At 72.5% G+C, this 23008-nt stretch carries 19 protein-coding genes; 11 read left to right on the top strand and 8 right to left on the bottom strand.

Going from position 1 to position 23008, the window contains the following annotated elements:
* Positions 1–72 precede the first annotated feature (72 nt).
* Entirely contained in the window at positions 73–1074 is a 1002-nt protein-coding gene (locus tag AC069T_RS27535; RefSeq protein ID WP_478785298.1) for an SMP-30/gluconolactonase/LRE family protein, read from the bottom strand.
* A gap of 126 nt (positions 1075–1200) precedes the next feature.
* On the opposite strand from AC069T_RS27535, the gene AC069T_RS27530 reads away from it, so the two are divergent.
* Positions 1201–1641, top strand: a complete 441-nt coding sequence (locus AC069T_RS27530) for a MarR family winged helix-turn-helix transcriptional regulator (RefSeq protein WP_358850273.1) — start codon at positions 1201–1203, stop codon at positions 1639–1641.
* A 216-nt stretch (positions 1642–1857) separates the two neighbouring features.
* Here the strand turns inward: AC069T_RS27530 and AC069T_RS27525 are convergent, their stop codons facing one another.
* Positions 1858–2964, bottom strand: a complete 1107-nt coding sequence (locus AC069T_RS27525) for a pyridoxal-phosphate dependent enzyme (RefSeq protein ID WP_478785297.1) — start codon at positions 2962–2964, stop codon at positions 1858–1860.
* A gap of 209 nt (positions 2965–3173) precedes the next feature.
* Between AC069T_RS27525 and AC069T_RS27520 the strand changes: the two genes are divergently transcribed.
* The gene (locus tag AC069T_RS27520; protein WP_478785296.1) at positions 3174–4736 is read left to right on the top strand and encodes a S8 family peptidase; all 1563 of its coding nucleotides are present in this window, start codon (positions 3174–3176) and stop codon (positions 4734–4736) included.
* 121 nt (positions 4737–4857) lie between these two features.
* Here the strand turns inward: AC069T_RS27520 and AC069T_RS27515 are convergent, their stop codons facing one another.
* Positions 4858–5055, bottom strand: coding sequence for a hypothetical protein (locus AC069T_RS27515; protein ID WP_478785295.1), 198 nt, complete (start codon positions 5053–5055; stop codon positions 4858–4860).
* 344 nt (positions 5056–5399) lie between these two features.
* Here AC069T_RS27515 and AC069T_RS27510 point away from each other — a divergent pair, with 344 nt between their 5' ends.
* From AC069T_RS27510 to AC069T_RS27485, 6 genes are all read left to right on the top strand, one after another.
* Positions 5400–6593 carry a DUF4190 domain-containing protein gene (locus AC069T_RS27510; RefSeq protein ID WP_478785294.1) on the top strand — a complete coding sequence of 398 codons (1194 nt, stop codon included), beginning with the start codon at positions 5400–5402 and terminating at the stop codon, positions 6591–6593.
* A gap of 147 nt (positions 6594–6740) precedes the next feature.
* The gene (locus tag AC069T_RS27505; protein WP_478785293.1) at positions 6741–7493 is read left to right on the top strand and encodes a GntR family transcriptional regulator; all 753 of its coding nucleotides are present in this window, start codon (positions 6741–6743) and stop codon (positions 7491–7493) included.
* A gap of 338 nt (positions 7494–7831) precedes the next feature.
* A complete protein-coding gene (locus AC069T_RS27500) occupies positions 7832–8014 on the top strand; it encodes an SPOR domain-containing protein (RefSeq protein ID WP_358850267.1) in 183 nt (60 codons plus the stop codon).
* A 189-nt stretch (positions 8015–8203) separates the two neighbouring features.
* Positions 8204–8611: a (deoxy)nucleoside triphosphate pyrophosphohydrolase gene (locus tag AC069T_RS27495; RefSeq protein ID WP_478785292.1), complete on the top strand. Its 408-nt coding sequence runs from the start codon at positions 8204–8206 to the stop codon at positions 8609–8611.
* Positions 8612–8791: 180 nt separating this feature from the next.
* Positions 8792–9199 carry an ATP-binding protein gene (locus AC069T_RS27490; RefSeq protein WP_478785291.1) on the top strand — a complete coding sequence of 136 codons (408 nt, stop codon included), beginning with the start codon at positions 8792–8794 and terminating at the stop codon, positions 9197–9199.
* 321 nt (positions 9200–9520) lie between these two features.
* Entirely contained in the window at positions 9521–12145 is a 2625-nt protein-coding gene (locus AC069T_RS27485; RefSeq protein WP_478785290.1) for a SpoIIE family protein phosphatase, read from the top strand.
* Positions 12146–12158: 13 nt separating this feature from the next.
* On the opposite strand, the gene AC069T_RS27480 is transcribed toward AC069T_RS27485, so the two are convergent.
* On the bottom strand, positions 12159–12560 hold the full coding sequence (locus tag AC069T_RS27480) for a hypothetical protein (protein WP_478785289.1): 402 nt from the start codon (positions 12558–12560) through the stop codon (positions 12159–12161).
* Between the two features lie 105 nt (positions 12561–12665).
* On the opposite strand from AC069T_RS27480, the gene AC069T_RS27475 reads away from it, so the two are divergent.
* Positions 12666–13925, top strand: a complete 1260-nt coding sequence (locus AC069T_RS27475) for a glycoside hydrolase family 18 protein (protein WP_478785288.1) — start codon at positions 12666–12668, stop codon at positions 13923–13925.
* Positions 13926–13946: 21 nt separating this feature from the next.
* On the opposite strand, the gene AC069T_RS27470 is transcribed toward AC069T_RS27475, so the two are convergent.
* From AC069T_RS27470 to AC069T_RS27455, 4 genes are read right to left on the bottom strand one after another with little or no spacing between them, the layout of a single operon-like run.
* Positions 13947–14717 carry a succinate dehydrogenase/fumarate reductase iron-sulfur subunit gene (locus AC069T_RS27470; protein ID WP_478785287.1) on the bottom strand — a complete coding sequence of 257 codons (771 nt, stop codon included), beginning with the start codon at positions 14715–14717 and terminating at the stop codon, positions 13947–13949.
* Positions 14714–16696 (bottom strand): fumarate reductase/succinate dehydrogenase flavoprotein subunit, encoded by a 1983-nt coding sequence (locus AC069T_RS27465; RefSeq protein ID WP_478785286.1) that lies wholly within the window; start codon positions 16694–16696, stop codon positions 14714–14716. Before AC069T_RS27465 ends, AC069T_RS27470 begins: the two co-directional genes overlap by 4 nt.
* On the bottom strand, positions 16696–17517 hold the full coding sequence (locus AC069T_RS27460; RefSeq protein ID WP_478785285.1) for a hypothetical protein: 822 nt from the start codon (positions 17515–17517) through the stop codon (positions 16696–16698). The genes AC069T_RS27465 and AC069T_RS27460 overlap by 1 nt, the downstream gene beginning before the upstream one ends.
* Positions 17518–17536: 19 nt before the next feature.
* The gene (locus AC069T_RS27455) at positions 17537–17824 is read right to left on the bottom strand and encodes a hypothetical protein (protein ID WP_478785284.1); all 288 of its coding nucleotides are present in this window, start codon (positions 17822–17824) and stop codon (positions 17537–17539) included.
* Positions 17825–18540: 716 nt separating this feature from the next.
* Here AC069T_RS27455 and AC069T_RS27450 point away from each other — a divergent pair.
* Positions 18541–20802, top strand: a complete 2262-nt coding sequence (locus AC069T_RS27450; protein WP_478785344.1) for an ABC transporter family substrate-binding protein — start codon at positions 18541–18543, stop codon at positions 20800–20802.
* A 160-nt stretch (positions 20803–20962) separates the two neighbouring features.
* The gene (typA, locus tag AC069T_RS27445) at positions 20963–22879 is read left to right on the top strand and encodes a translational GTPase TypA (protein ID WP_478785283.1); all 1917 of its coding nucleotides are present in this window, start codon (positions 20963–20965) and stop codon (positions 22877–22879) included.
* Positions 22880–23008: the final 129 nt, after the last annotated feature.

The raw sequence follows: 23008 nt of genomic DNA, 5'->3' as shown, positions 1-23008 counted from the left end.
GCAGGCGGCCGAGAAGCAGCTGCGGCCGGCTCGCCGCCACCCGCGCCTGACGCGCCGGCGGCCGAGGCGGCGTCAGATGCCGTGGACCTGGGCCACCGTGAACGGGGTCCGGGGTGTCCCCGGGCCCATCGGTCCGCCCTTGTCGAACTGCGACCGGACGACGAGCGTGCGCCCGCCGTGCCGCACGAGCGTGGTCGGGATGCACAGGGCGGTGTCGGTGACCCTGCGTTCCAGGCGGGCCGCGGTGCCGTCGCGAGAGAGCCGCCAGCGGGTGATCGTGTCGGTCGTGTTGTGGGCGGCCCACAGGGTGCCGCGGACCAGTTCCAGTCCGTCGCCGTTCACCAGGTCGCCGCCGGACAGCGTGACGGGGCGTATGCCGCCGGTGGCGAGGTCCACGCGGTACAGAGCGCCCGCGGTCATGTCGACCGTGAGCAGGTAGTGGCCGGTGGCGACGATGCCGTTCAGGGTGAAGGTGCCGGGCGGATGCGGGGCGAGGACACCGCCGAGGTCGTACGCGGTGGTCAGCGCCGACCGGCCGCCGTGCGCGGCCGTTCGGGCCAGCTCGGCCGGCGTCACGCGGTAGACGACCTCGCGCACGCTGTCCGTCAGGTACGCGCTGCCGTCCGGCGTGATCGCCAGGTCGTTGACGAACCGGGCGGCGTCGCCGGGCACGTCGAAGCGGGCCAGCAGGGCGCGGGTGCGCAGGTCGTAGACGTCCACGCCGGACGTCGAGTCGGTCACCCAGAGCCGTCCCGCGCGGTCGGCCTTCAGCCCGTTGGCGGTGGTGCGGCCGTCCGTGCCGCCGGGCAGGAAGACCTCGGCCGTACGGCGGCCGGGTGTCGCGCGGTAGACGGCTCCCGTGGCGTACGAGCCCACGTAGAGGTCGCCCGTCCGCGGGTCCGCGGCGATGCCCTCGGGGTACACGCGGTCGCCCGGAAGCTCGTACGCGGTGGTGACGCGGGCCGGGGCGGTGCAGGTCGCGGCGGTGGCCACGGGCGGTGCGGTGACCGCGGTCGCCGCGACGGTCAGGGCGGCGGCGGTCAGGAAGGTGCGGCGCTGGATCGGACGGGACACGACGGTGCCTCTCGGTCGGCGTCTGAAGCGATGAACAGGTACGAAGTTAAGTTAGGGCTCTAATGCTCGTCAAGGTAATCATGTGCGTAAGAATGCTCGGCATCGAGTGGTCGATACGATGCGGACATGACGTCCATGCCCGCGGCCGAGCGGCTCGGCTCCCACATCAAGCGGGCCGAGCAGGCTCTCAACGCGACCAAGACCGCCGTCCTCAAGCCGGCCGGCCTGACCGTCGCGCAGTACGCGGCCCTGCTTCACCTCGGCGCGAACGCCGGCATCTCGGCCGCCGCGCTGGCCCGCCTGTGCGGGGTCACCCCGCCCACGATGAACACGGTCCTGAAGAACCTCCAGGACCGCGGCCTCATCGAGCGCACGCCGCACGAGTGGCACCGCAACGTGCTGGAGACGCGTCTCACCGACGAGGGCCGGGCCGTTCTGGCCGACGCGGACGCGCGGGCGGTGCGGGTCGAGCGGGCGCTGGCCGCGGAGTTCACGGACGAGGAGCGCACGGCACTCGTCGCCCTGCTGGGCCGCTGTGTCGGCCTCCTCGAGGACGAACGGCCCTGAGAACCCGGGCCGGGGTGACGCCGGAATCCTCAGCCACACCACCTGCGTACCCGGCTCATCCCGGGCCAGCGAAGGCCCACGTACGGCGCGGACGCGACCGACGTTCGGCGCGGACGCGCCGCCGCGTACCCCGCGCCGGGCGGCGTAGCGCGCTGATGTTTTCGCCCCCCGGGCGCCGCACGGGCTGAGAACCTCCGCCCGCCCTCCCGTGAGCCGCTATCCCCGGGCCAACCCCGTCTTCATCCCCGCCCCGCACAACGGCACCACCGCCGTGCGTTCCCCGAGCTGCTCCTCCCGTACGGCCGCCCAGCACGCGACCCCCGTCGACTCGACGTACAGTCCCCGCGACGCCAGGTCCGTCTGCGCGTGCCGGATCTGGTCCTCCGTCACCGTGAGGAACGTGCCGCCCGACTCCCGTACCGCCCGCAGGATCTGGCGGGCCCGCGGCGGCCGGGGGATCGCGATGCCCTCCGCGAAGGTGGGCGCCGCGGCCGTGACGCCGACCAGGTCGTCGGCGCCCTCGGCCCAGGCGTGGGCCAGCGGGGCCACCGCGGCCGCCTGGACCGCGTACAGGGCGGGCCGCCGGCCGATGAACCCGGCGGCGTGCAGCTCCGCGACGGCGAGGGCCGCGCCGAGGAGCAGCGTGCCGTTGCCGACGGGGACGACGAGGATGTCCGGGAGCCGCCCGTCGAGGGCCTCCCACAGCTCGTGGACGTAGGTCTTCGTGCCGTGCAGGAAGTACGGGTTGAAGACGTGGGAGGCGTAGAACGTCTCCGGGTCGTCCGCCGCCTCCCGCACCGCAGCCGCCGTGTCCTCGCGGTCGCCGTCCACCACGTGCAGCCGCGCCCCGTGCGCCTCGATCTGCTCCAGCTTCTTCGGCGAGGTGCCCGCGGGGACGTACACCGTGCACGGCAGCGCGGCTCGTGCGGAGTACGCGGCGATCGCCGTGCCCGCGTTGCCGCTGCTGTCGGCGACCACCCGGCGGGGCCGCAGCCGCAGTGCGAGCTCGGCCAGCAGCACCGCGCCGCGGTCCTTGAAGGACAGCGTCGGCATCAGGAAGTCGAGCTTGGCCGAGATGCCGTCGCGCAGCGGCACCAGGGGGGTGCGGCCCTCGCCGAGGCTGACCGTGGGCGCGGCGAGCGGCAGGCACTCCGCGTACCGCCAGAGCGAATTCACGCGCCCGGAGAGGGACTTGAGCGAGGCGGGCGTCGGGGAGAAGTCCAGGTCCAGCGGACCGCCGCAGGCCGGGCAGCGCCAGGCGAGCGAGCCGGCGGGGACGCGTGTGCCGTCCGCGGGGCAGAAACAATCCGGCAAGGGTGTCATGAACGCAGGGTAGATCGGCCCATTGGTGACGGTCTGTCATGACAGGCATATGGCACTCGCGTTACGGCCGTGCAGGACCCTTGTGCAATTCCTGTGGAAGCCTCAATCTTTCGGCTGACGCACAGGGAGAGCTCCACCAGGTTGTCATGCCCCTGTCGCTTCGACATCACCCCCCACCAGCGCACCACCGATCGAGGAGGATCCCTCAGATGGCAGTGATGCGTCACACCCGCCGAAGACTGGCCGGCGCGGCAGCCGCGGCCCTCGTACTCGGCATCGTCTCGGCACTCCCCGCGAACGCGGCCCCCGCCCGCGAGGGCCGCATCCAGTACGCCGGCGACGCCGACGCGGTCGCGAACAGCTACATCGTGACCCTGGACCCGCAGGCCGCGAAGTCGTCCTCAACCCGGGGCAAGGCCCTCGCCAAGACCTACGGCGCCGAGATCGAGCGCACGTACACCAAGGCCCTGAACGGCTACGCGGTGGAGGCGACCCCCGCCGAGGCGAAACGATTCGCCGCGGACCCGGCCGTCGCCTCCGTGGTCCAGAACCGCACCTTCCACATCAACGCGACCCAGACGAACCCGCCTTCCTGGGGACTGGACCGCATCGACCAGAAGGCCTTGCCGCTCGACAGCAAGTACACCTACCCCGACAGCGCCGGGCAGGGGGTGACCGCCTACATCGTCGACACCGGCGTACGCATCACGCACAGCGACTTCGGCGGCCGTGCCTCGTACGGCTACGACGCCGTCGACAACGACAACACCGCGCAGGACGGCAACGGCCACGGCACGCACGTCGCGGGCACGGTGGCCGGCACCGCGTACGGCGTCGCCAAGAAGGCGAAGATCGTCGGCGTCCGGGTGCTCGACAACGCGGGATCCGGCACGACCGCGCAGGTCGTCGCGGGCATCGACTGGGTGGCCCGGAACCACAGCGGCCCCTCGGTGGCCAACATGTCGCTCGGCGGCGGCGCGGACAGCGCGCTCGACACGGCCGTGCGCAACGCCATCGCCTCGGGCGTCACCTTCGCCGTGGCCGCGGGCAACGACAGCGCGAACGCCTCCAACTACTCGCCCGCGCGGGTCGCCGAGGCCATCACCGTCGGCTCGACCACGTCCTCCGACGCCCGCTCCAGCTTCTCCAACTACGGTTCCGTGCTGGACATCTTCGCCCCCGGCTCCTCGATCACCTCGTCGTGGAACACCAGCGACACGGCGACCAACACCATCTCCGGTACGTCGATGGCGACCCCGCACGTGACGGGCGCGGCGGCGCTGTACCTCGCCGACCACCCCGGCTCCACGCCCGCACAGGTCGCCTCGGGCCTGGTCGCCGCCGCCTCGACGGGCGTCGTCACCAGCCCGGGCACCGGCTCGCCCAACCGCCTCCTGAACGTCGGCGGCGGCACGACGACCCCGCCCGGCGCGCGCTTCGAGAACACCGGTGACTACGCGATCGCCGACAACGCCACGGCCGAGTCGCCGGTCACCGTCAGCGGTGTCTCCGGCAACGCGCCCTCCGCGCTGTCGGTCGAGGTCCACATCGTGCACACCTACATCGGCGACCTCCAGGTCCAGCTGATCGCCCCCGACGGCTCGGCGTACACGCTCAAGGCGTACGGGACCGGCGGCAGTGCGGACAACATCGACACCACGTACTCGGTGAACGCCTCCTCCGAGGTGGCCAACGGCACGTGGAAGCTGCGCGTGAGCGACAACGCGGCGGCGGACACCGGGAAGATCGACGCCTGGGCCCTCCAGTTCTGACGCATCGCCAGTGAGATGCCTCGTCCTCGCGGTAGGGCTCCGGGTCGTCGACCCAGCCCGCCGCGAGGACGAGGCGCGTACGGCGGTGCACCGGCCGAACAGCTCGTGCGGGCACAGCAGGTCACGCTCGGCGGACAGCGTGAACGGCACGGTCGTGACCTCCGGGGACGGCGGCCGGGGCGCCGCGCTCGCCCAGCGGGAGATGGACGTCGACGCCGGTCGTGCCGAGGACCTTCACTTCGGTGAGCACGCCGTGCGTCCCCGTCGGCAGCCCGGCCTCCCACGCCTCCCGCAGCTCCAGCGTGCGCGGGGTCCACACTCCGAGAGCCGACTCGAGGCCCCGCTCTCCGCGGGCGTGCCCAGCAACTCCCGTGCCCGGACAGCGGATTCCTCCGCCGGCAGACCGACCGCCTCCGTCAGCTCGGCCCGCGCCGCGCCGCCCGCCCCGTCCGCTAGGAGCCCCAGAAGGGGTCACACCCCGGCCGCGGCGAACACCGTCGCGCCGGACGCGGTCTCCGCCCATCTCGCGGTGAGGCCGTTGACCGCCCGGATCGTGGCATGCGTGACGCGCGTACCGCCCCCGTCCGTGCCCCGCTTACCATTCGCCCAGCCGTACGACAGGCGCTCGGCCGTCCGTACACCCGCACGAGGAGCAAGGTACTAGTGGCCATACCCCCGCCGCCCGGGCCCGAGCGGTCCCAGGGCCCGTATCCGCCGCAGTACCCGCAGGCTCCGTACCCACAGACTCCCTACCCGCAGCAGCCCTACCGGGCCTGGGGCCAGGGCTATTCCCCGTACAACCGCCCGGCGCCCGTGAACGGCCTGGCGATCGTCGCCCTCGTGCTCGGCGTCCTGTGCTTCCTGCCCGCCGTGGGGCTGGTCCTCGGGATCGTCGCGCTGCGGCAGATCAAGCGGCGCGGCGAGCGGGGCACGGGCCTGGCGGCGGGCGGCATCGTCATGTCGTCGATCGGTGTCGTGCTGCTCGTGCTCACCGTCGCGACGGGCGGTGCCGGCGACTTCTGGAAGGGCTTCAGGGAAGCGGCGGCCGAGGGGTCCGAGGTCACCTTCTCCGCCGGCAAGGGGGAGTGCTTCAACGCGCCGGGCGGCTCCCTCGAAGGCTATGCGTACGACGTCGACCGGGTGCCGTGCGAGGGCGAGCACGACGCCGAGGTGTTCGCCGACTTCACCATGCCGCGGGAAAGTTACCCCGGCGAGGACGAGGTCACCGACACCGCCGACACGAAGTGCTACGCGCTCCAGGACCAGTACGCCATGGACTACTGGGCCGTCCCCGACGACGTCGACGTCTACTACTTCACCCCGACCCGGCAGAGCTGGAACCTGGGCGACCGCGAGATCACCTGCATGTTCGGGAACACGGACGAGAAGGGCGGCCTGACCGGCTCGCTCCGCAGCGACGGCACGACGCTCGACGCGGACCAGCTGGCCTACCTCGAGGCCGCGCGCGTCCTCGACACGGCGATGGACTCGGCGCCCGAGGAGGAGTACGTCGAGGACGACCTGCCCGGTCACCGTAAGTGGGCGACCCGGATGTCGGGCGCGCTCGCCGAGCAGGCGGACCTGCTGCGCGGCCACACCTTCGCCCCCGGGGCGGAGAAGGCCGTAGCCGCCCTCGTCGAGGACCTCGAAGCGGCGCGGAAGCAGTGGTCCGAGGCGGCCGGGGCGGCGGACGCGGAGGCCTTCTACCCGCCCTACGAAAAGGGTTCGAAGCTCATCGACCCCCACCGGACGGTCACGGCACGCAAGGCTCTGGGCCTCGACACCACCCCGCCCGCGTACGAGGAGGAGGGCGGCGGCGAGGGCGACGGGGGAGCCGGTGCCGGTCTGGAGGTGTGACGACCGCCATAGCGGGGAGAAAGTGCCTGCGTAAAGCCCTCACCGGGCCCATGTCATCACATCGAGTGATTCTCTGGCCTTTGCTTGCACGAGAGAACCCAGGGTTGCCAGGCTGTTGCTGTCTGTACAGCCTGATGGGAGCGGCCAGTGACATTCGGTGAGCAGCCGGCATACCTGCGCGTCGCGGGTGATCTCCGCAAGAAGATCGTCGACGGTTCACTTCCCCCGCACACCCGTCTTCCCTCCCAGGCCCGGATCCGCGAGGAGTACGGGGTCTCGGACACCGTCGCCCTGGAGGCGCGCAAGGTGCTGATGGCCGAGGGCCTGGTCGAGGGCCGCTCCGGATCCGGCACCTACGTCCGGGAGCGCCCCGTCCCGCGCCGCGTCGCCCGCTCCGGCTACCGCCCGGACAGCGGCGCGACCCCCTTCCGCCAGGAGCAGGCGGAGGTGTCCGCGCGCGGCACGTGGGAATCCCGCAGCGAGCAGGCCGAGGCGGGCGGCGCGATCGCCGAGCGCCTCGGCATCAAGCCCGGTGACCGTGTGATGTGCACGAAGTACGTCTTCCGGGACGCCGGCGAGGCGATGATGCTCTCCACCTCGTGGGAGCCGCTCGCCGTCACGGGCCGCACCCCGGTCATGCTCCCGGAGAAGGGCCCGCTCGGCGGCATGGGCGTCGTCGAGCGCATGGCCGCCATCGACGTGATCGTGGACAACGTCACGGAGGAGGTCGGGGCGCGCCCCGGTCTCGCCGAGGAGCTGTTCACGCTGGGCGGTGTCCCCGGCCATGTCGTCCTCGTCGTCCAGCGGACGTACTACGCGTCGGGGCGCCCGGTGGAGACGGCCGACGTGGTGGTGCCGGCCGACCGCTATCGCGTGGCGTACCACCTTCCGGTGAAGTAGCCGCCCGGCAGGGGCCGTTGAGCGTCTCCCGGTGTCGCGCGTGAGTCAGTGGCCGCCAAGTGGCCTGCGGCTCCGCGCGGTTGGAAATTGGCCGTTCTCCGGCGCCGCCCCCGGCCCGTCCTCCCCCCTGCTCGTGTGCTGCTCGACAGGCGCCCGGCCGGCGGTCGACGGCGCAGACGGCGGCGTGCGCCCCCTGCGCCGTGGCCGGTTGCGTACCTCTTCGTGAAAACTCGTATTCGCTGCGTGAAGGTTGGGCGTAGGCTCGGGCATATGCGGATTGCGGTTTCCTTACCGAGCGGGGTGCGGAGCAGGCCGGGGACGGCAAGTGGAGGCGCGCGATGAACGACGGCACGATCACTCTCCCCTGGCTCGTCATACGGCAGGACGACAACGGCAATCGCTACCGCGTCGGCCGGTACGCGACCCGCGCCGAGGCCCAGAAGATCGCCGACAGCCTCGACGCCCGCGGCCACAGACAGCTCTACTGGGTCGAGCGCATCGGGCCGAACGGCACCGGATGATGCGCGGGGAGGGCGCCCGGCGCCGCCCCCTCCGCCGGTCCCTGAACCTCGTACCGCTCCCGCAGGCTCCGCCGCCCCGGTGACCCGCACGGCTCGCGTCACTCCGGGAGCCGTGGAGCCCGGGAGCCGCACCGTTCCCCGCAGGCCCGGCGCCCAGGCGTCCCGCACCGCTCCCGTAGGCTCCGGCGCATGACCGAACGGACCGTGGTGGTCGCCGCCGCCCTGCTGAGCGGCGGACGTCTGCTCGCCGCGCGCCGCAGCGCCCCTCCCGAACTGGCCGGCCGCTGGGAACTGCCCGGCGGGAAGGTCGAGCCGGACGAGGCCCCCGAAGCCGCCCTCGTCCGCGAGCTGCGCGAGGAACTCGGCATCGAGGCGGAGCCCGTCGACCGCGTCCCGGGGGAGTGGCCCCTGAAACCCGGGTACGTCCTGCGCGTGTGGACCGCGCGCCTGCTCCCCCGCTCGGCCGCGCCGCAGCCGCTCCAGGACCACGACGAGCTGCGCTGGCTGACGCCGGACGAGATCGAGGACGTGGACTGGCTCGACCAGGACGTCCCCGCCGTACGGGCCACCCTGCCCCGGTGGGCCCCCGGCGCCTGACCGGCCCCAGGCCTCCGGCCGGCCCCCGGGACCGGGGCGCGCGCCGCCCCCGGGCCCGGCGCCTGCGTACGCCGTTCGTGCCACAGTGCACCGACAAAGGCGGTAAGGCGGCCCGGATATCGGGTATGTGCCCATTAACCCCATGAAAGCGGACATGGGTGGGCTTCTTCTGGCCGGGAAGTGATCGGCGTGCTCCACACCGACGGCGAATACGCCGAGTGGACCTTTCCCGCGGAACCGGGCGCCGTACGCAGCGCTCGCGCACTCGTCCGCGGCCAGCTGCGCACCTGGGATCTCGACGCGCTCGGTGACATCACCGCCCTGCTGGTCAGCGAGCTGGTGACCAATTCCCTGCGGCACGCCACCGGCCCCATCGGCGTCCGGCTGCTGCGTCCCGCCGCGCTGCCGGACGCCCTGCTCGTCGAGGTCTCCGACCCGCTGCCCGACCTGCCCTGCGAACGGACCGCCCGGCCGGACGACGAGGGCGGCCGCGGCCTCCAGCTCGTGGCCGGCTCCTCGCTGCGCTGGGGCATGCGGCCCGGGGACGCCGGCAAGACCGTCTGGTTCGAACTGGCGGTCCCCGGATGACGGCGCGCGACAGGCGCGAGGGCGCGCCGCCGGGCGCATGGGCCGCCGGTGCGCGGGCACCCGGCCGGAGCGCGTCGGCCACGGGACGCCGACGCGCGGCGGGATCGACAGGATCCGGCCAGAGGTGCGGCCTGGAGACTTTGGTTCGACTGGGCCTCACCTGGTTAGAAGACTGGAAGTATGAGGCGGCCGGTCCAAAAATCATCGGGACCGTGCTGTGATCGTGAACACCGTGTTGTGCGGGGCCGTAGTGCTGGATACTGCGGGCAGCCGCCCCCGGTGACCGGTGCCGGACGCGGTGAGCTGGAGGGGACGGTTCGCGTGAGCGAGATACCAGCGAAGGCCACGGAGTCCGAGGACCCGTCGGACCGCGCCAGGGCCGACGCCGCGGGCGAGGTCCCGCCCGACGGATCCGGCGGGACCGTGGGCTACGCGGAGGGCGCGGGCGACGCGATGTGGCAGAGCAGTCCGCCCGGCTCGATCTACGACTACATCAAGGTCGCCTCGTTCTCCATCGGCCCCGACGGGCTCGTCGACCAGTGGAGCCTGCGTGCCGAGCACCTCTTCGGGATCCCCGCCGGGAAGGCCGTCGGCATGGATCCCATCGAGGCCTTCGTCGCCTCCGACCAGCGCGAGCGCGGCCACCGCAAGATGGCGGAGATCCTCGACGGACGCGAGTGGACCGGCGTGGTTCCCTTCCGGCTGCCGGCCCCCGCCGAGGACGGCGGACCCGTGGAAGGTCTCGCCGAGGTCTACGTGATGCCCACCACGACCGAGCACGGCGAGCGGGCCGCCGTCTGCATCGTCGTGGACGTGCGCACCCTGCGCCGCATCGAGACGGACCTCGCCGCCTCGCAGGCGATTTTCGGTCAATCTCCCTTCGGCTTCCTGCTGATCGACAGCGACCTGCGGATCCGCCGGGCCAACGAGCGGTTCGCCTCGGTCTTCGGCGGCGGCGTCGACGACCACCGCGGCCGGACCGTCCACGACTACCTGCCGCGCTCGGAGGCCGAGCGCGTCGCTGCGACGCTGCGGCGCGTCCTGGAGACCGGCAACTCCATCACCGACATGCACGTCACGGGCCAGGTGCCCGACTCCGACGAGCGCCGCCACTGGTCCGTCAACCTCTACCGCGTGCACAGCGGCACCGGCCGCCCCATCGGGATCGCGTGGCTGGGAACCGACATCACCCGCCGCCGGGCCGCCGCCCGCGAGGCCGCCGCGGCCCGCCGCAACCTGGCCCTCCTGAACGAGGCCGGCGCCCGCATAGGGAACTCCCTCGACCTCGAGACCACCGCCCGTGAACTCCTCGACGTCGTCGTCCCCGGCTTCTGCGACCTCGCGACCGTCGACCTCTACCAGGGGCTGCTGGCCGGCGACGAGACCCCGCACCGCCTCGCCGACGGCAGCGCCGAACTGCGCCGCGTCGCCTTCTCCAGCGCCGTCTCCGACGCACCCTTCGACGGCGGGCCCGCGCCCGTGGCCGTCGGGGCCGTGCACCACTACCCCTTCAACTCGCCCTGCGCGGACGCCCTGCGCACCGCACGCCCGCAGCACATACCCGCCGACGAGAGCGGTTCCATACAGTCCACCCTCGCCGTGCCGATGGTCGCGCACGACACCGTCGTGGGACTGGCCCAGTTCTCCCGTACGAAGGGCAGCGAGCCGTTCGGCGAACGGGACCGCGCCCTCGCCGTCGAGCTGGCCGCGCGTGCCGCCGTCTGCATCGACAACGCCCGCCTGTACCGGCGTGAGCACGAGCGGGCGTTGATGCTGCAGCGCTCCCTGCTGCCCCCCGGCGACCCCGAGGCCTCCGGCCTCGACATCGCCTGCCGCTATCTCCCGGGCAACGCGGCCACCGAGGTCGGCGGCGACTGGTTCGACGTCATCGAACTCCCAGGACACCGCACGGCGCTGGTCGTCGGCGACGTGATGGGCCGCGGTCTGCGGGCCGCCGTCGCGATGGGGGAGCTGCGCACCGCCGTACGGACCCTGGCGCTGCTGGACCTCGAACCGGCCGAGGTGCTCTCGGCGCTGGACGAGATCGCACGCGGGCTCGGCACCCCCGGCGGCGTCCAGCAGGCCACCCGCACGGCCCGCCAGCCCCGCGACGCCGACCTGTCCGAGGTGTACCTCGCCACCTGCGTGTACGCGGTCTACGACTCCGTCACCCGGCGGTGCACCTTCGCCAACGCGGGCCATCTGCCGCCGGTGCTGGTCGAGCCCGGCGAGACCGCGCTGATGCTCGACGTGCCGCCCGGCATGCCCCTCGGGGTCGGCGGCGAACCCTTCGAGGAGGTCGAGGTCGAGCTGCCGGAGGGCGCTCTGCTCGCGCTCTACACGGACGGACTGGTCGAATCGCGCGACCATCCGCTCGACGAGGGGCTCCAGGCATTCATCGGCGCCCTCACCGACCCGACCGACCCCCTGGAGGACGTCTGCGACCACGTCCTCAGCACCCTCGACACCCATCACGGCGAGGACGACATCGCGCTGCTCATGGCGCGTGTCCAGGGGCTGCCCGCCGACTCCGTCGGCGACTGGACGCTGCCGCGCGAGCCGCGCAGCGTGGGCCGCGCCCGTGAGTACGCGCGCGCCCGGCTCCAGTCCTGGGACCTGGAACCCCTCGTCGACACGGCGGAACTGCTGGTCAGCGAACTGGTGACGAACGCCCTGCGGTACGGCGAGGGCGAGATCCGGCTGCGGCTGCTGCTCGACCGGACGCTGGTGTGCGAGGTCTGGGACGCCGGGCTCGTCCAGCCGCGCAGGCGCCGGGCGCGCGACACCGACGAGGGCGGGCGTGGCCTGCAGCTGGTCGGGCTGCTCTCCGCGGCCTGGGGCTCGCGGCGGACGCCCCGCGGCAAGACGGTCTGGTTCGAACTCCCGCTCCCCGACGGGGAGACCAGTCTCGCGGACCCGGCCGAGGCCCTGCTCAGCCTGTTCTGACCCTCACCGGCCCTCACTCCGGAGGACCCGGCGGTTCGTCCCGCCCGGGTGAGCCGGGTGTGTCGTCTCCGCGGGGCCGGGGGGCACCACCGGGCGTCGTACGGGTACGGGCGCGCCGGGTGCGCCGCAGGTACCCGTACGCGGCCAGCGCCCCCGCGACGGTCACCGTGGCGAGGGGCAGCACCAGGTCGGCGGCGGATGTCTCGTTCTCGTCGGCGGGGTCCGCGTCTCCATGGCCGGGGGACGACGGCCGTGCGGGAGGTGCGGCGGTGACATCCGGCCGCTCGGCCGCACCGGCCGCCGGGCCCCCGGCCGCCGTCGCCGCGACCGGCGGGAGCAGCCAGCCCGCCGTCATCAGCCCCCCGGCGAGGGCGTACGCCGCCCGTGCCCGGCTGCGGCTGAGGAGTGACGTCACCTTCGGCAGCGTATGGCGCCCTGCGTGACGGCGCGAGCGGTCCGCCGCCGGGGTGCGGCGCCTAAGGTACGGGGAGTTCGGGGGAGCAGCGGAGGGGCGTGGGGGATGCACACGGGGCCGGGCACATCGGATCCGCGGAACGCGGCGAACGGCGGCGACGACGAAGCCGGGAGACAGCCACGGCCGGTCCGTCCCGGGAACCCGGGCGAGGACGGAGCACGGTCACCATCCGGCGCCGAAGCCAGCGGCGCCGAGGGGGACAAGGGGGACAAGGGGCCGCCCGCGGTTTCCGTTGAGGACCGGGCACGTCCGTCCGCCGGTGCCGGGTGGCGGCGGCGGGTGCTGGACCTGTGGCGGCGGCCGTCGCTGAGGTGGCCCAGACGCGTCGCGCTCGCCCTCGTGGTCGTCCTGCTGCTCCCGGTGCTGGCGGCGGGCATCGCCCTGCGGGTCAACTACGCGGGAGACCCGGCCCCCGGCACCCGGACCCGCGACCGGGACGCCCTCTGGCTGGGGCACGCCTGGGTCGACGGGCGGAAACGGGACGCGGACGTCGAGGACCTGGCCCGGCGGCTGCGAAGGACAGGGATCCGGGACCTGTACGTGCACGCGGGACCGCTGGAGCACGACGGGACGCTGCCCCGGTCGGCGTACCCGAGGGCCCGTTGGCTGATCACGGCCGTGCACCGTGAGCTGCCCGGTGTCCGTGTCCAGGCCTGGCTCGGCGACGCGCTCGCGAGTGAGGGGCCGCACGGGATGCGGCTGGAGCGGGAGGCGACCAGGGCCGCGGTCGTCCGCTCCACCCGGCAGGTCCTCGCGGCCGGCTTCGACGGCGCCCACTTCGATCTGGAACCCCTGCACTCGGGCGACCGGAACTACCTCTCCCTGCTCGACGGCCTGCGCCGGGTCACCCGCGCCGAGGGCGTCCCGCTGTCCGTCGCCGCCCACCAGATCGACCCGCTCCCGGCGGCCAACTCCGTCCGGGGCGCCCTGACGGGACACCCCAAGTGGTGGTCGCAGGCGTACTTCGGGCAGGTCGCCCGCCGGGTCGACCAGATCGCCGTCATGACGTACGACACGGCGCTGCCGCTGGAGAGCCTGTTCGGCGGGTACGTCGCCCAGCAGACGTCCCTCGCCCTCGAAGTCACGCCCGAGTCGACGGACCTGCTGATGGGGCTGCCGTTCTTCCACGAGGACGACATGAGCCACCACGAGTCCGCCGAGACGGTCGCCGCAGCGGTCCGCGGCACCCGCCTCGGCCTCTCCCGCACGGACCGCACCCGCACCCGCTTCGGCGTGGCCCTGTACGTCGACTTCGCGGCCCAAGATGAGGACTGGACGGCGTACCGGGAGGGCTGGGCCGGGTGACCGCGGGGGCCGCCTGCCCGCTCAGGACCGCCGCCTCCCGATCCTGGAGCCCAGCCACACCAGGGGGTCGTACTTGCGGTCCACCGCTCGTTCCTTCAGGGGGATCAGGGCGTTGTCCGTGATCTTGATGTTCTCGGGGCAGACCTCGGTGCAGCACTTGGTGATGTTGCAGTAACCGAGGCCGTGGTCCTCCTGGGCGGAGCGTTTGCGGTCCAGGCCGCTGTCGGCGGCGGCGTCCAGGGGGTGCATGTCCAGTTCGGCGACGCGCATCAGGAAGCGGGGGCCGGCGAACGCCGGTTTGTTCTCCTCGTGGTCGCGCACCACATGGCAGGTGTCCTGGCACAGGAAGCACTCGATGCACTTGCGGAATTCCTGCGAGCGGTCCACGTCCTGCTGCTGCATCCGGTACTCACCGGGTCCAAGGCCGGCGGGAGGCACGAAGGCGGGGACCTCGCGGGCCTTCGTGTAGTTGAAGCCGACGTCCGTCACGAGGTCACGGACGACCGGGAACGCGCGCAGGGGCGTGACGGTGATCGTCTCCTCCCGGGTGAACACGGACATCCGGGTCATGCACATCAGCCGCGGCCGCCCGTTGATCTCCGCGGAGCACGAACCGCACTTGCCCGCCTTGCAGTTCCAGCGCACGGCCAGATCGGGAGCCTGCGTCGCCTGGAGACGGTGGACGATGTCGAGGACGACCTCCCCGTCGTTCACCTCGACCGTGAAGTCCTCCAGGTCACCGCCCCCGACGTCGCCGCGCCACACCTTGAAGCGGGCCTCATAGCTGCTCACTCGTACAGCTCCTCTTCGGCGAGGTACTTGACCAGCTCCTCCTTCTCGAAGAGGGCGAGCAGGTCGGGGCGGATGCGTTCGGTGGTCGTCCGGACGAGGTCGATCTGACCGCGCACCGGATCCGTGGCGGCCAACCCGCCCGTCGGGTCGGTCAGTCGGCACAGCAGGTTGACTCGGCGCCAGGCGCGGTCCATCGCCGGGTGGTCCTCGCGGGTGTGGCCGCCGCGCGACTCCGTCCGCTCCAGCGCGGCCCGTGCCACGCACTCGCTGACGAGGAGCATGTTGCGCAGGTCCAGGGCGAGGTGCCAGCCCGGGTTGAACTGGCGGTGGCCCTCCACCCCGGCCCGCCGGGCCCGTACCCGCAGGTCGGCGAGCTTCTCCAGCGCCGTCTCCATCTCCGCCTCACGGCGGATGATGCCGACGAGGTCGTTCATCGTCTGCTGGAGTTCCTGGTGCAGGGTGTACGGGTTCTCCGGCGGGCGCCCGTTCTCCCGGCCCGGCTCGGGACCCTCCGCGGAGAAGGGCCGCAGGGCCTCGGCGGCCGCCGCGTCGATCTGGAGGTCCTCCACGCCGGGGCGCTCCCCGGCGAGACCGGCTGCGTACTCGGCGGCGTGCAGGCCCGCGCGGCGCCCGAACACCAGCAGGTCGGACAGGGAGTTGCCGCCCAGCCGGTTGGACCCGTGCATGCCGCCGGCGACTTCGCCCGCCGCGTACAGTCCCGGCACTCCGCGCGCCGCCGCCGTGTCGGACTCCACGGCGATGCCGCCCATCACGTAGTGGCAGGTCGGGCCGACCTCCATCGCCTCGGCGGTGATGTCGACGTCGGCCAGTTCCTTGAACTGGTGGTACATGGACGGCAGTCGGCGCCGGATGGCCTCGGCGGGCATCCGGGTGGAGACGTCCAGGAAGACCCCGCCGTGCGGGGAGCCGCGGCCCGCCTTGACCTCGGCGTTGATGGCTCGCGCGACCTCGTCGCGCGGCAGCAGCTCGGGGGGCCGCCGGTTGTGGTCCGGGTCCTCGTACCAGCGGTCGCCCTCCTCCTCCGACTGGGCGTACTTCTCCTTGAAGACGTCGGGGACGTAGTCGAACATGAAGCGTTTCCCGTCGGAGTTGCGCAGCACGCCGCCGTCCCCGCGCACGGACTCCGTCACGAGGATGCCCTTCACCGACGGCGGCCAGACCATGCCCGTCGGGTGGAACTGCACGAACTCCATGTTCAGCAGGGGCGCCCCGGCGAGAAGCGCGAGCGCGTGGCCGTCGCCGGTGTACTCCCATGAATTCGACGTCACCTTGAAGGACTTGCCGATGCCGCCGGTGGCGATGACCACGGACGGCGCCTGGAGGACGAAGAAGCGTCCCGACTCCCGCTCGTAGCAGAACGCGCCGGAGACCCTCCGCCGGCTTCCGGCCGGGGGGACCCCCGTCCCGTTCCGCTCGCCGTCCATCAGGATCCGGGTGACCGTGCACTCCTGGTAGACCTTCAGGCGCGACTCGTAGTCGCCCGTCTCCCGGTAATCCTCCTGCTGGAGGGAGACGATCTTCTGCTGGAGGGTGCGGATCAGTTCGAGGCCGGTCCGGTCGCCGACGTGCGCGAGCCGCGGATACTCGTGCCCGCCGAAGTTGCGCTGCGAGATCCGTCCGTCGCCCGTGCGGTCGAAGAGGGCGCCCCAGGTCTCCAGCTCCCAGACCCGGTCGGGCGCCTCCTGGGCGTGCAGCTCGGCCATCCGCCACTGGTTGAGGAACTTGCCGCCGCGCATGGTGTCGCGGAAGTGGACCTGCCAGTTGTCGCCTGAGTTCACGTTGCCCATGGCGGCCGCGATGCCGCCCTCGGCCATCACCGTGTGCGCCTTGCCGAACAGCGACTTGCAGATCACGGCCGTACGCGCGCCGCGCTCGCGGGCCTCGACGGCGGCCCGGAGTCCGGCGCCGCCGGCACCGATCACCACGACGTCCCACTCCTGCCGCTCCACTGCGGACATCAGAAAAACCTCGGATCGTCGAAGGCGCCGGACGCGACCAGGTACACGTAGAAGTCGGCGAGCGCCACGCTCACCAACGAGGCCCAGGCGAGCGCCATGTGACGGGCGTTCAGCCTGCCGACCCACTGCCACATCCGGTAGCGCACGGGATGCCGGGAGAAGTGCTTGAGCTTGCCGCCGACGATGTGCCGGCACGAGTGGCACGAGAGCGTGTACGCCCAGATCAGCACGATGTTGACCAGGAAGACCAGGCTGCCGAGGCCCATGTGGCCCCACGCGTAGTGCTCGTCGCGGAACGCGAGCACGGTGTCGTACGTGAGGATCCCGGCGACGCCGATCGCGGCGTAGAAGAAGTACCGGTGGATGTTCTGCAGGACCAGCGGGAAGCGGGTCTCGCCGGTGTACTTCTTGTGCGGCTCGGCGACCGCGCAGGCCGGCGGGCTCGCCCAGAAGCCCCGGTAGTAGGCCTTGCGGTAGTAGTAGCAGGTCAGCCGGAAGCCGAGCGGGAAGATCAGGATGATGATCGCCGGCGAGAGGGCCCACCAGCTGCCGAAGAGGTCCGCGTTGGGCCCGGAGTGCATGGGCGCGCACCGCTCGGCCAGGCAGGGCGAGTAGAACGGCGAGACGTACGGGGCGGAGTAGTAGTCGGTGTCCGCGAAGGCCCGCCAGGTCGAGTAGACGACGAAGGCGAGCAGCCCGGCCGCGGTGCCGGCGGGCGCCAGCCACCAGCGGTCGGTCCGCAGATGCGGGGCGGCGATCGCGGCACGCGTACGGGTCCGTACGCCGCCGCCGTCCTGATGGGGTTCCGTACCAGTGGTCAACTGTCGCTCCGGTCGGTGGTCAGGGGGCGTGCCGGTCGCGGGCGCCGAGTCCCTCGTCGTCCGAGTCGGTCCACAGGGAGCTGTCGTACGGGGTGTCGGGGATCGAGAGCAGGTCGGTCCGCCCGGGTGCGGTCAGCGCCGGGGCGGCCTCGCGCAGCAGGGCGAAGCTCTCGCGCAGGTGGTCGGCGTCGGTGCGCACACGGCGCATCTCCAGACCGGCGCCCATCTGCTGTTCCAGTCGTCCCACGCACCTGGCGAGGTCGTTCAGGCAGCGCTGGACGGACGTCAAATCGTCGTGCACGGACATGACTTGCCCTCACTTCCATGGGCCTCGGGCCCCAGGCGGCAACGTTCATGCGCCTGCGAGTGTCGCGCGTCACACGAGCCCCTGTGAAGAGATCTGCACGGATTCCCGGCTCGCGGCCCACGAGCGCGCTCCGTGCACGCCGGGTGCGCCGTGGCCCGGAAGCGTCGCCCGTGGCCGGGAAGCTCCGCACGGGGCGGAGCTCCCGGGAGCTCCGCCCCGCGGCTCGGGGGCTTCGCCCCGTGGCCCGGGAACGCCGCCCGCGACCCGGAAGCTTCGCCTCGTGCCCCAGGGGGACTTCGCCCCGCGCCCCAGGGGAGCTTCGCCCCCTGCCCGGGAGCGCCGCCCGCGGCCCGGGAGCTTCGCCCCCTGCCCGGGAGCGCCGCCCGCGGCCCGGGAGCTTCGCCCCCTGCCCGGGGGCCTCCCGGGCCCGGGCGCTCCGCCCCGTGGCCCGGGAACGCCGCCAGCGGCCCGAACCTTCGTCCCGTGCCCCTGTGGGCTTCGCCCCTGCCCCAAGGGCCTCGCCTCGTGGCCCTGGGCATTGCGCCGCACGGGTGGGCTTCGCGCCCGCCCCCGCCGTGTCGTCGCCCCGGGGCGTCGGGGCTCCCCTTCAGTGGGCCGCATAGATCTGATCAGCTCCATATACCGCCAAACGTGATCAGAATCCGCACTGTCCTCCTGGCGGAGCGGCAGCGCGGCGAGACCCGGAGGTTGCAGTGGTGTCCCACGACGGCATCGGACTGCGCGCGGTCATGCGCTCGGTCGCGTTTCTCACCGCGGGCGCACTCGCGGTGCCCGCCCTCGCCGCGTGCAGCGCGGAGGACCAGGCGGGCAGACCCGTCGCCGGGCAGGACATCGCGCCCGCGTCCCGTGACCAGGTCGCCGACGGCGGCACCCTGCGCTGGGCGGTGGACGCCGTACCGGAGACGCTGAACACCTTCCAGGCGGACGCCGACGCGGCGACCTCACGGATCGCGGGCGCCGTCCTGCCCGCCATGTACCGGACCGACGCCATGGGCCGCCCCGTTCGCAACGGCGACTTCCTGGAGTCGGCCAAGGTCGTCGACCGCGAGCCCAAGCAGGTCGTCCTCTACAAGCTCAACCAGCAGGCGGTCTGGAGCGACGGCCGCGAGATCGGGGCGGCAGACTTCACCGCCCAGTGGCGGGCGCTGTCCGGCAAGGACACCGCGTACTGGACGGCCCGCAACGCCGGCTACGACCGCATCGAGAAGATCGAGCGCGGCGCCAGCAACCTCGAGGTCCGGGTCACTTTCAGCCGCCCCTACGCGGACTGGAAGTCGCTGTTCTCGCCGCTGTACCCCAAGGAGGTCATGGGGACCCCCGACACCTTCAACGACGGCGCCCGCCGCAGGCTGAAGGTGACCGCGGGCCCCTTCGCGCTGAAGAAGATCGACCGCCAGGACGGCGACATCACCCTCACCCGCAACCCGCGCTGGTGGGGCAGTCCCGCCAAGCTCTCCGAGCTGGTGCTGCGAGCCGTGCCGCGCGACCAGCGGGCCGCCGCCCTCGACGCCGACAAGGTCGACCTGGCCGAGATCGACCCGGAGGAGGCCCGGCGGATCACCCGCGCCGCCACCAAGGGCAGCGCTCCGCACCAGGGACCCGGCGCCGCGGCCGGCACCGCCGGGGCGCTGCGCTCCTGGGCCGTCGCAAACGGCTCGGACGAGAAAGCCGCGGACACGGAGACCCGAGCCCGCAAGAAGCAGCGCAAGGCACTCGCGAAGTACGCGGACCGGCAGTCGGCCCTGCGCGGCTTCGAGGTCCGCAAGTCGCTCGAACCCTCGTTCACCCAGCTCGCCCTGAACGGTGCCGAGGGCCCCCTCGCCGACGAGCGCGTCCGGCGCGCCGTCGCCCGCGCCATCGACCGCGAGGAGCTGGCCCGGATCGTCCTCAAGCCGCTCGGCCTGCCCGCCGTCCCGGTGGGCAGCCACCTCGCGCTGTCCGGCCAGCTCGCGTACGCCGACAACAGCGGCACCCTCGGCGGCCAGGACACCGCCGAGGCCCAGGCGCTGCTCGCCGACGCCGGCTGGGTGCCCGGCGGGCCCGTCAAGGAGCAGAAGAAACCCGACAAGGCGGCCGGGTCCGAGGGGAGGAAGCCGGACGCCGACTCCGGTTCCGGCGACGACGGGACGTACATCGTCGGTGAGGACGACAAGCCGGCGGGCAGGGTCTCCGAGGGCGAGCGGGAGCAGAAGGCCGGCCGGGAGCAGAAGAAGGACTCCGAGGATCACGCGCAGAAGCACGGCAAGGACGAGCGGCGGACCGCGGACGACCAGGCCGCCAGGCCCCTGGACGGGCGGCGGTACGTACGCGAGCACGGCAGGCGGGGCGGCGCCCCCGGGGCGTACGCGCCCAAGGGCACGGCCGCTCCGGCCGGCGCCGCGGCCGGCGCGCTGGCCAAGGACGGCAAGCCGCTGACCCTGCGGTTCGTGCTGCCCTCGGGGCCCGGCTCGGAGTCGCTGCGCGCGGTCGGCGCGCGGATCGCGAGGATGCTGGACCGGGTGGGGATCCGCACGGAGATCTCGAAGGTCTCGGACGGCAGCTACTTCAAGGACCACATCGCGTCCGGCCAGTACGACCTGGCGCTGTACTCGTGGCCCGCCTCGGCGTTCCCGGCCACCGACGCCCGGCCCATCTACGCCAAGCCGGTCCCGGCCGCCGACGGCTCGCTGAACGTCGAGCAGAACTACACCCGGGTCGGCACCGACCAGGTCGACCAGCTGTTCGACCAGGCCATCGCCGAGCTCGACGAGGGGGAGTCGCGGGATCTGGTGCGCAAGGCGGACTCCCGCATCTGGGCCGCCGCAGGATCGATTCCTCTCTATCAGCGCCCCCAGCTCACGGCCGCACGCCTGAATCTGGCCAACGCCGGGGCCTTCGGGTTCCAGACCCCGCTCTACGAGGACATGGGCTTCCTGAAGAAGGGCGCGAAGCCCGCCCCGGGCCCGTCGAAGAGCTGACTCGGGGCGGCCGCGACCGCCCCGCCGGCCCGGCCCGCGTGGCCCTGCGGAGGCTGCCTCCGCCAGGGCCACGTACCATGGGGTAAGGCCGTGGCGTGTTCAGCCCGGCAGGCCCCGCGCAGCGGAGGCCGTCCACTCACCCCGGGAGAAGCGCCTCAATATGGCTGTGACTGCAACGCGTCACGACATCCGCAACGTCGCCATCGTCGCCCACGTCGACCACGGCAAGACCACCCTGGTCGACGCCATGCTCAAGCAGGCCGGTGCCTTCGCCGCGCACGCCGCCGAGTCGCTCGACGACCGCATGATGGACTCGAACGACCTGGAGCGTGAGAAGGGCATCACGATCCTGGCCAAGAACACGGCGGTCAAGTACCACCCGAAGGATGGCGGCGACGTCATCACCATCAACATCATCGACACCCCCGGCCACGCCGACTTCGGCGGCGAGGTCGAGCGCGGTCTGTCGATGGTCGACGCGGTCGTGCTGCTGGTCGACGCCTCCGAGGGCCCGCTGCCGCAGACGCGCTTCGTGCTCCGCAAGGCCCTGCAGGCACGGATGCCCGTCATCCTCTGCATCAACAAGACGGACCGCCCCGACTCCCGGATCGACGAGGTCGTCAACGAGACGTACGACCTGTTCCTGGACCTGGACGCGGACGAGGAGCAGATCGAGTTCCCGATCGTCTACGCCTGCGCGCGTGACGGTGTGGCCTCGCTGACCAAGCCGGAGGACGGCACCGTCCCGGCGGACAGCGACAGCCTGGAGCCCTTCTTCTCCACGATCCTCTCGCACGTCCCGGCCCCCCAGTACGACGAGGCGGCCCCCCTCCAGGCGCACGTCACGAACCTGGACGCCGACAACTTCCTCGGCCGTATCGCGCTGCTCCGCGTCGAGCAGGGCGAGCTGCGCAAGGGCCAGACCGTCACGTGGATCAAGCGCGACGGCACGATGTCCAATGTGCGCATCACCGAGCTGCTGATGACCGAGGCGCTCACCCGCAAGCCCGCGGAGAAGGCCGGCCCCGGTGACATCTGCGCCGTCGCCGGTATCCCGGACATCATGATCGGCGAGACCCTCGCCGACCCCGAGAACCCGGTCGCGCTGCCGCTCATCACGGTCGACGAGCCGGCAATCTCGATGACCATCGGTACCAACACCTCGCCGCTGGTCGGCCGGGGTGCCACGGGCAAGGGCGCGGACAACAAGGCCGCGGTCAAGGACCGCAAGGTCACCGCCCGCCAGGTCAAGGACCGCCTGGACCGCGAGCTGATCGGTAACGTCTCGCTGCGCGTGCTCGACACCGAGCGTCCCGACGCCTGGGAGGTGCAGGGCCGCGGTGAGCTGGCGCTGGCCATCCTGGTCGAGCAGATGCGCCGTGAGGGCTTCGAGCTGACGATCGGCAAGCCGCAGGTGGTCACCCAGGTGATCGACGGCAAGGTCCACGAGCCCGTCGAGCGCATGACGATCGACGTCCCCGAGGAGCACATGGGCGCGGTCACGCAACTCATGGGCGTCCGCAAGGGCCGGATGGACAACATGTCCAACCACGGCTCCGGCTGGGTCCGCCTGGAGTTCGTCGTCCCCTCCCGCGGTCTCATCGGCTTCCGTACGGAGTTCCTCACCGGCACGCGCGGCACCGGCATCGCGCACTCGATCCACGAGGGCCACGAGCCGTGGTTCGGCCCGCTGACGACCCGTAACAACGGTTCGCTGGTCGCCGACCGCTCCGGCGCCGTCACCGCGTTCGCGATGACGAACCTCCAGGAGCGCGGTGTGCTCTTCGTGGAGCCCGGCACCGAGGTGTACGAGGGCATGATCGTCGGTGAGAACTCGCGCGCCGACGACATGGACGTGAACATCACCAAGGAGAAGAAGCTCACCAACATGCGCTCGGCCGCCGCCGACTCCTTCGAGGCGATCGTGCCGCCGCGCAAGCTCTCCCTGGAGCAGTCGCTGGAGTTCTGCCGCGACGACGAGTGCGTCGAGGTGACCCCGGAGGCCGTGCGCATCCGCAAGGTGAACCTGGACGCCCGGGAGCGCGCGCGCTCCGCGAGCCGCGCCAAGCACGGCTGAACCACTGGCTGAACCGACGTCGGGGGGGCCCGCCCCCCCTGGTGTCCGCCCGTCTTTTTGGGGGGGAGGCGCTTTCCTCCCCGGTGGTTGGACCGCGGGGCTGGGGGGCGTGGGTGGGGGGCAACGGGG

Source organism: Streptomyces sp. NPDC043867 (genome assembly GCF_056435845.1).
This window is presented reverse-complemented; position numbering and strand designations above follow the sequence as displayed.

Excerpts from the sequence above, each read along its gene's own strand:
- AC069T_RS27530 (WP_358850273.1), top strand. The coding sequence starts at position 1,201 with ATGACGTCCATGCCCGCGGCCGAGCGGCTCGGCTCCCACATCAAGCGG.
- AC069T_RS27525 (WP_478785297.1), bottom strand. The coding sequence starts at position 2,964 with ATGACACCCTTGCCGGATTGTTTCTGCCCCGCGGACGGCACACGCGTC.
- AC069T_RS27520 (WP_478785296.1), top strand. The coding sequence starts at position 3,174 with ATGGCAGTGATGCGTCACACCCGCCGAAGACTGGCCGGCGCGGCAGCC.
- AC069T_RS27500 (WP_358850267.1), top strand. The coding sequence starts at position 7,832 with ATGAACGACGGCACGATCACTCTCCCCTGGCTCGTCATACGGCAGGAC.
- AC069T_RS27495 (WP_478785292.1), top strand. The coding sequence starts at position 8,204 with ATGACCGAACGGACCGTGGTGGTCGCCGCCGCCCTGCTGAGCGGCGGA.
- AC069T_RS27475 (WP_478785288.1), top strand. The coding sequence starts at position 12,666 with ATGCACACGGGGCCGGGCACATCGGATCCGCGGAACGCGGCGAACGGC.
- AC069T_RS27465 (WP_478785286.1), bottom strand. The coding sequence starts at position 16,696 with ATGTCCGCAGTGGAGCGGCAGGAGTGGGACGTCGTGGTGATCGGTGCC.
- AC069T_RS27455 (WP_478785284.1), bottom strand. The coding sequence starts at position 17,824 with ATGTCCGTGCACGACGATTTGACGTCCGTCCAGCGCTGCCTGAACGAC.
- typA (WP_478785283.1), top strand. The coding sequence starts at position 20,963 with ATGGCTGTGACTGCAACGCGTCACGACATCCGCAACGTCGCCATCGTC.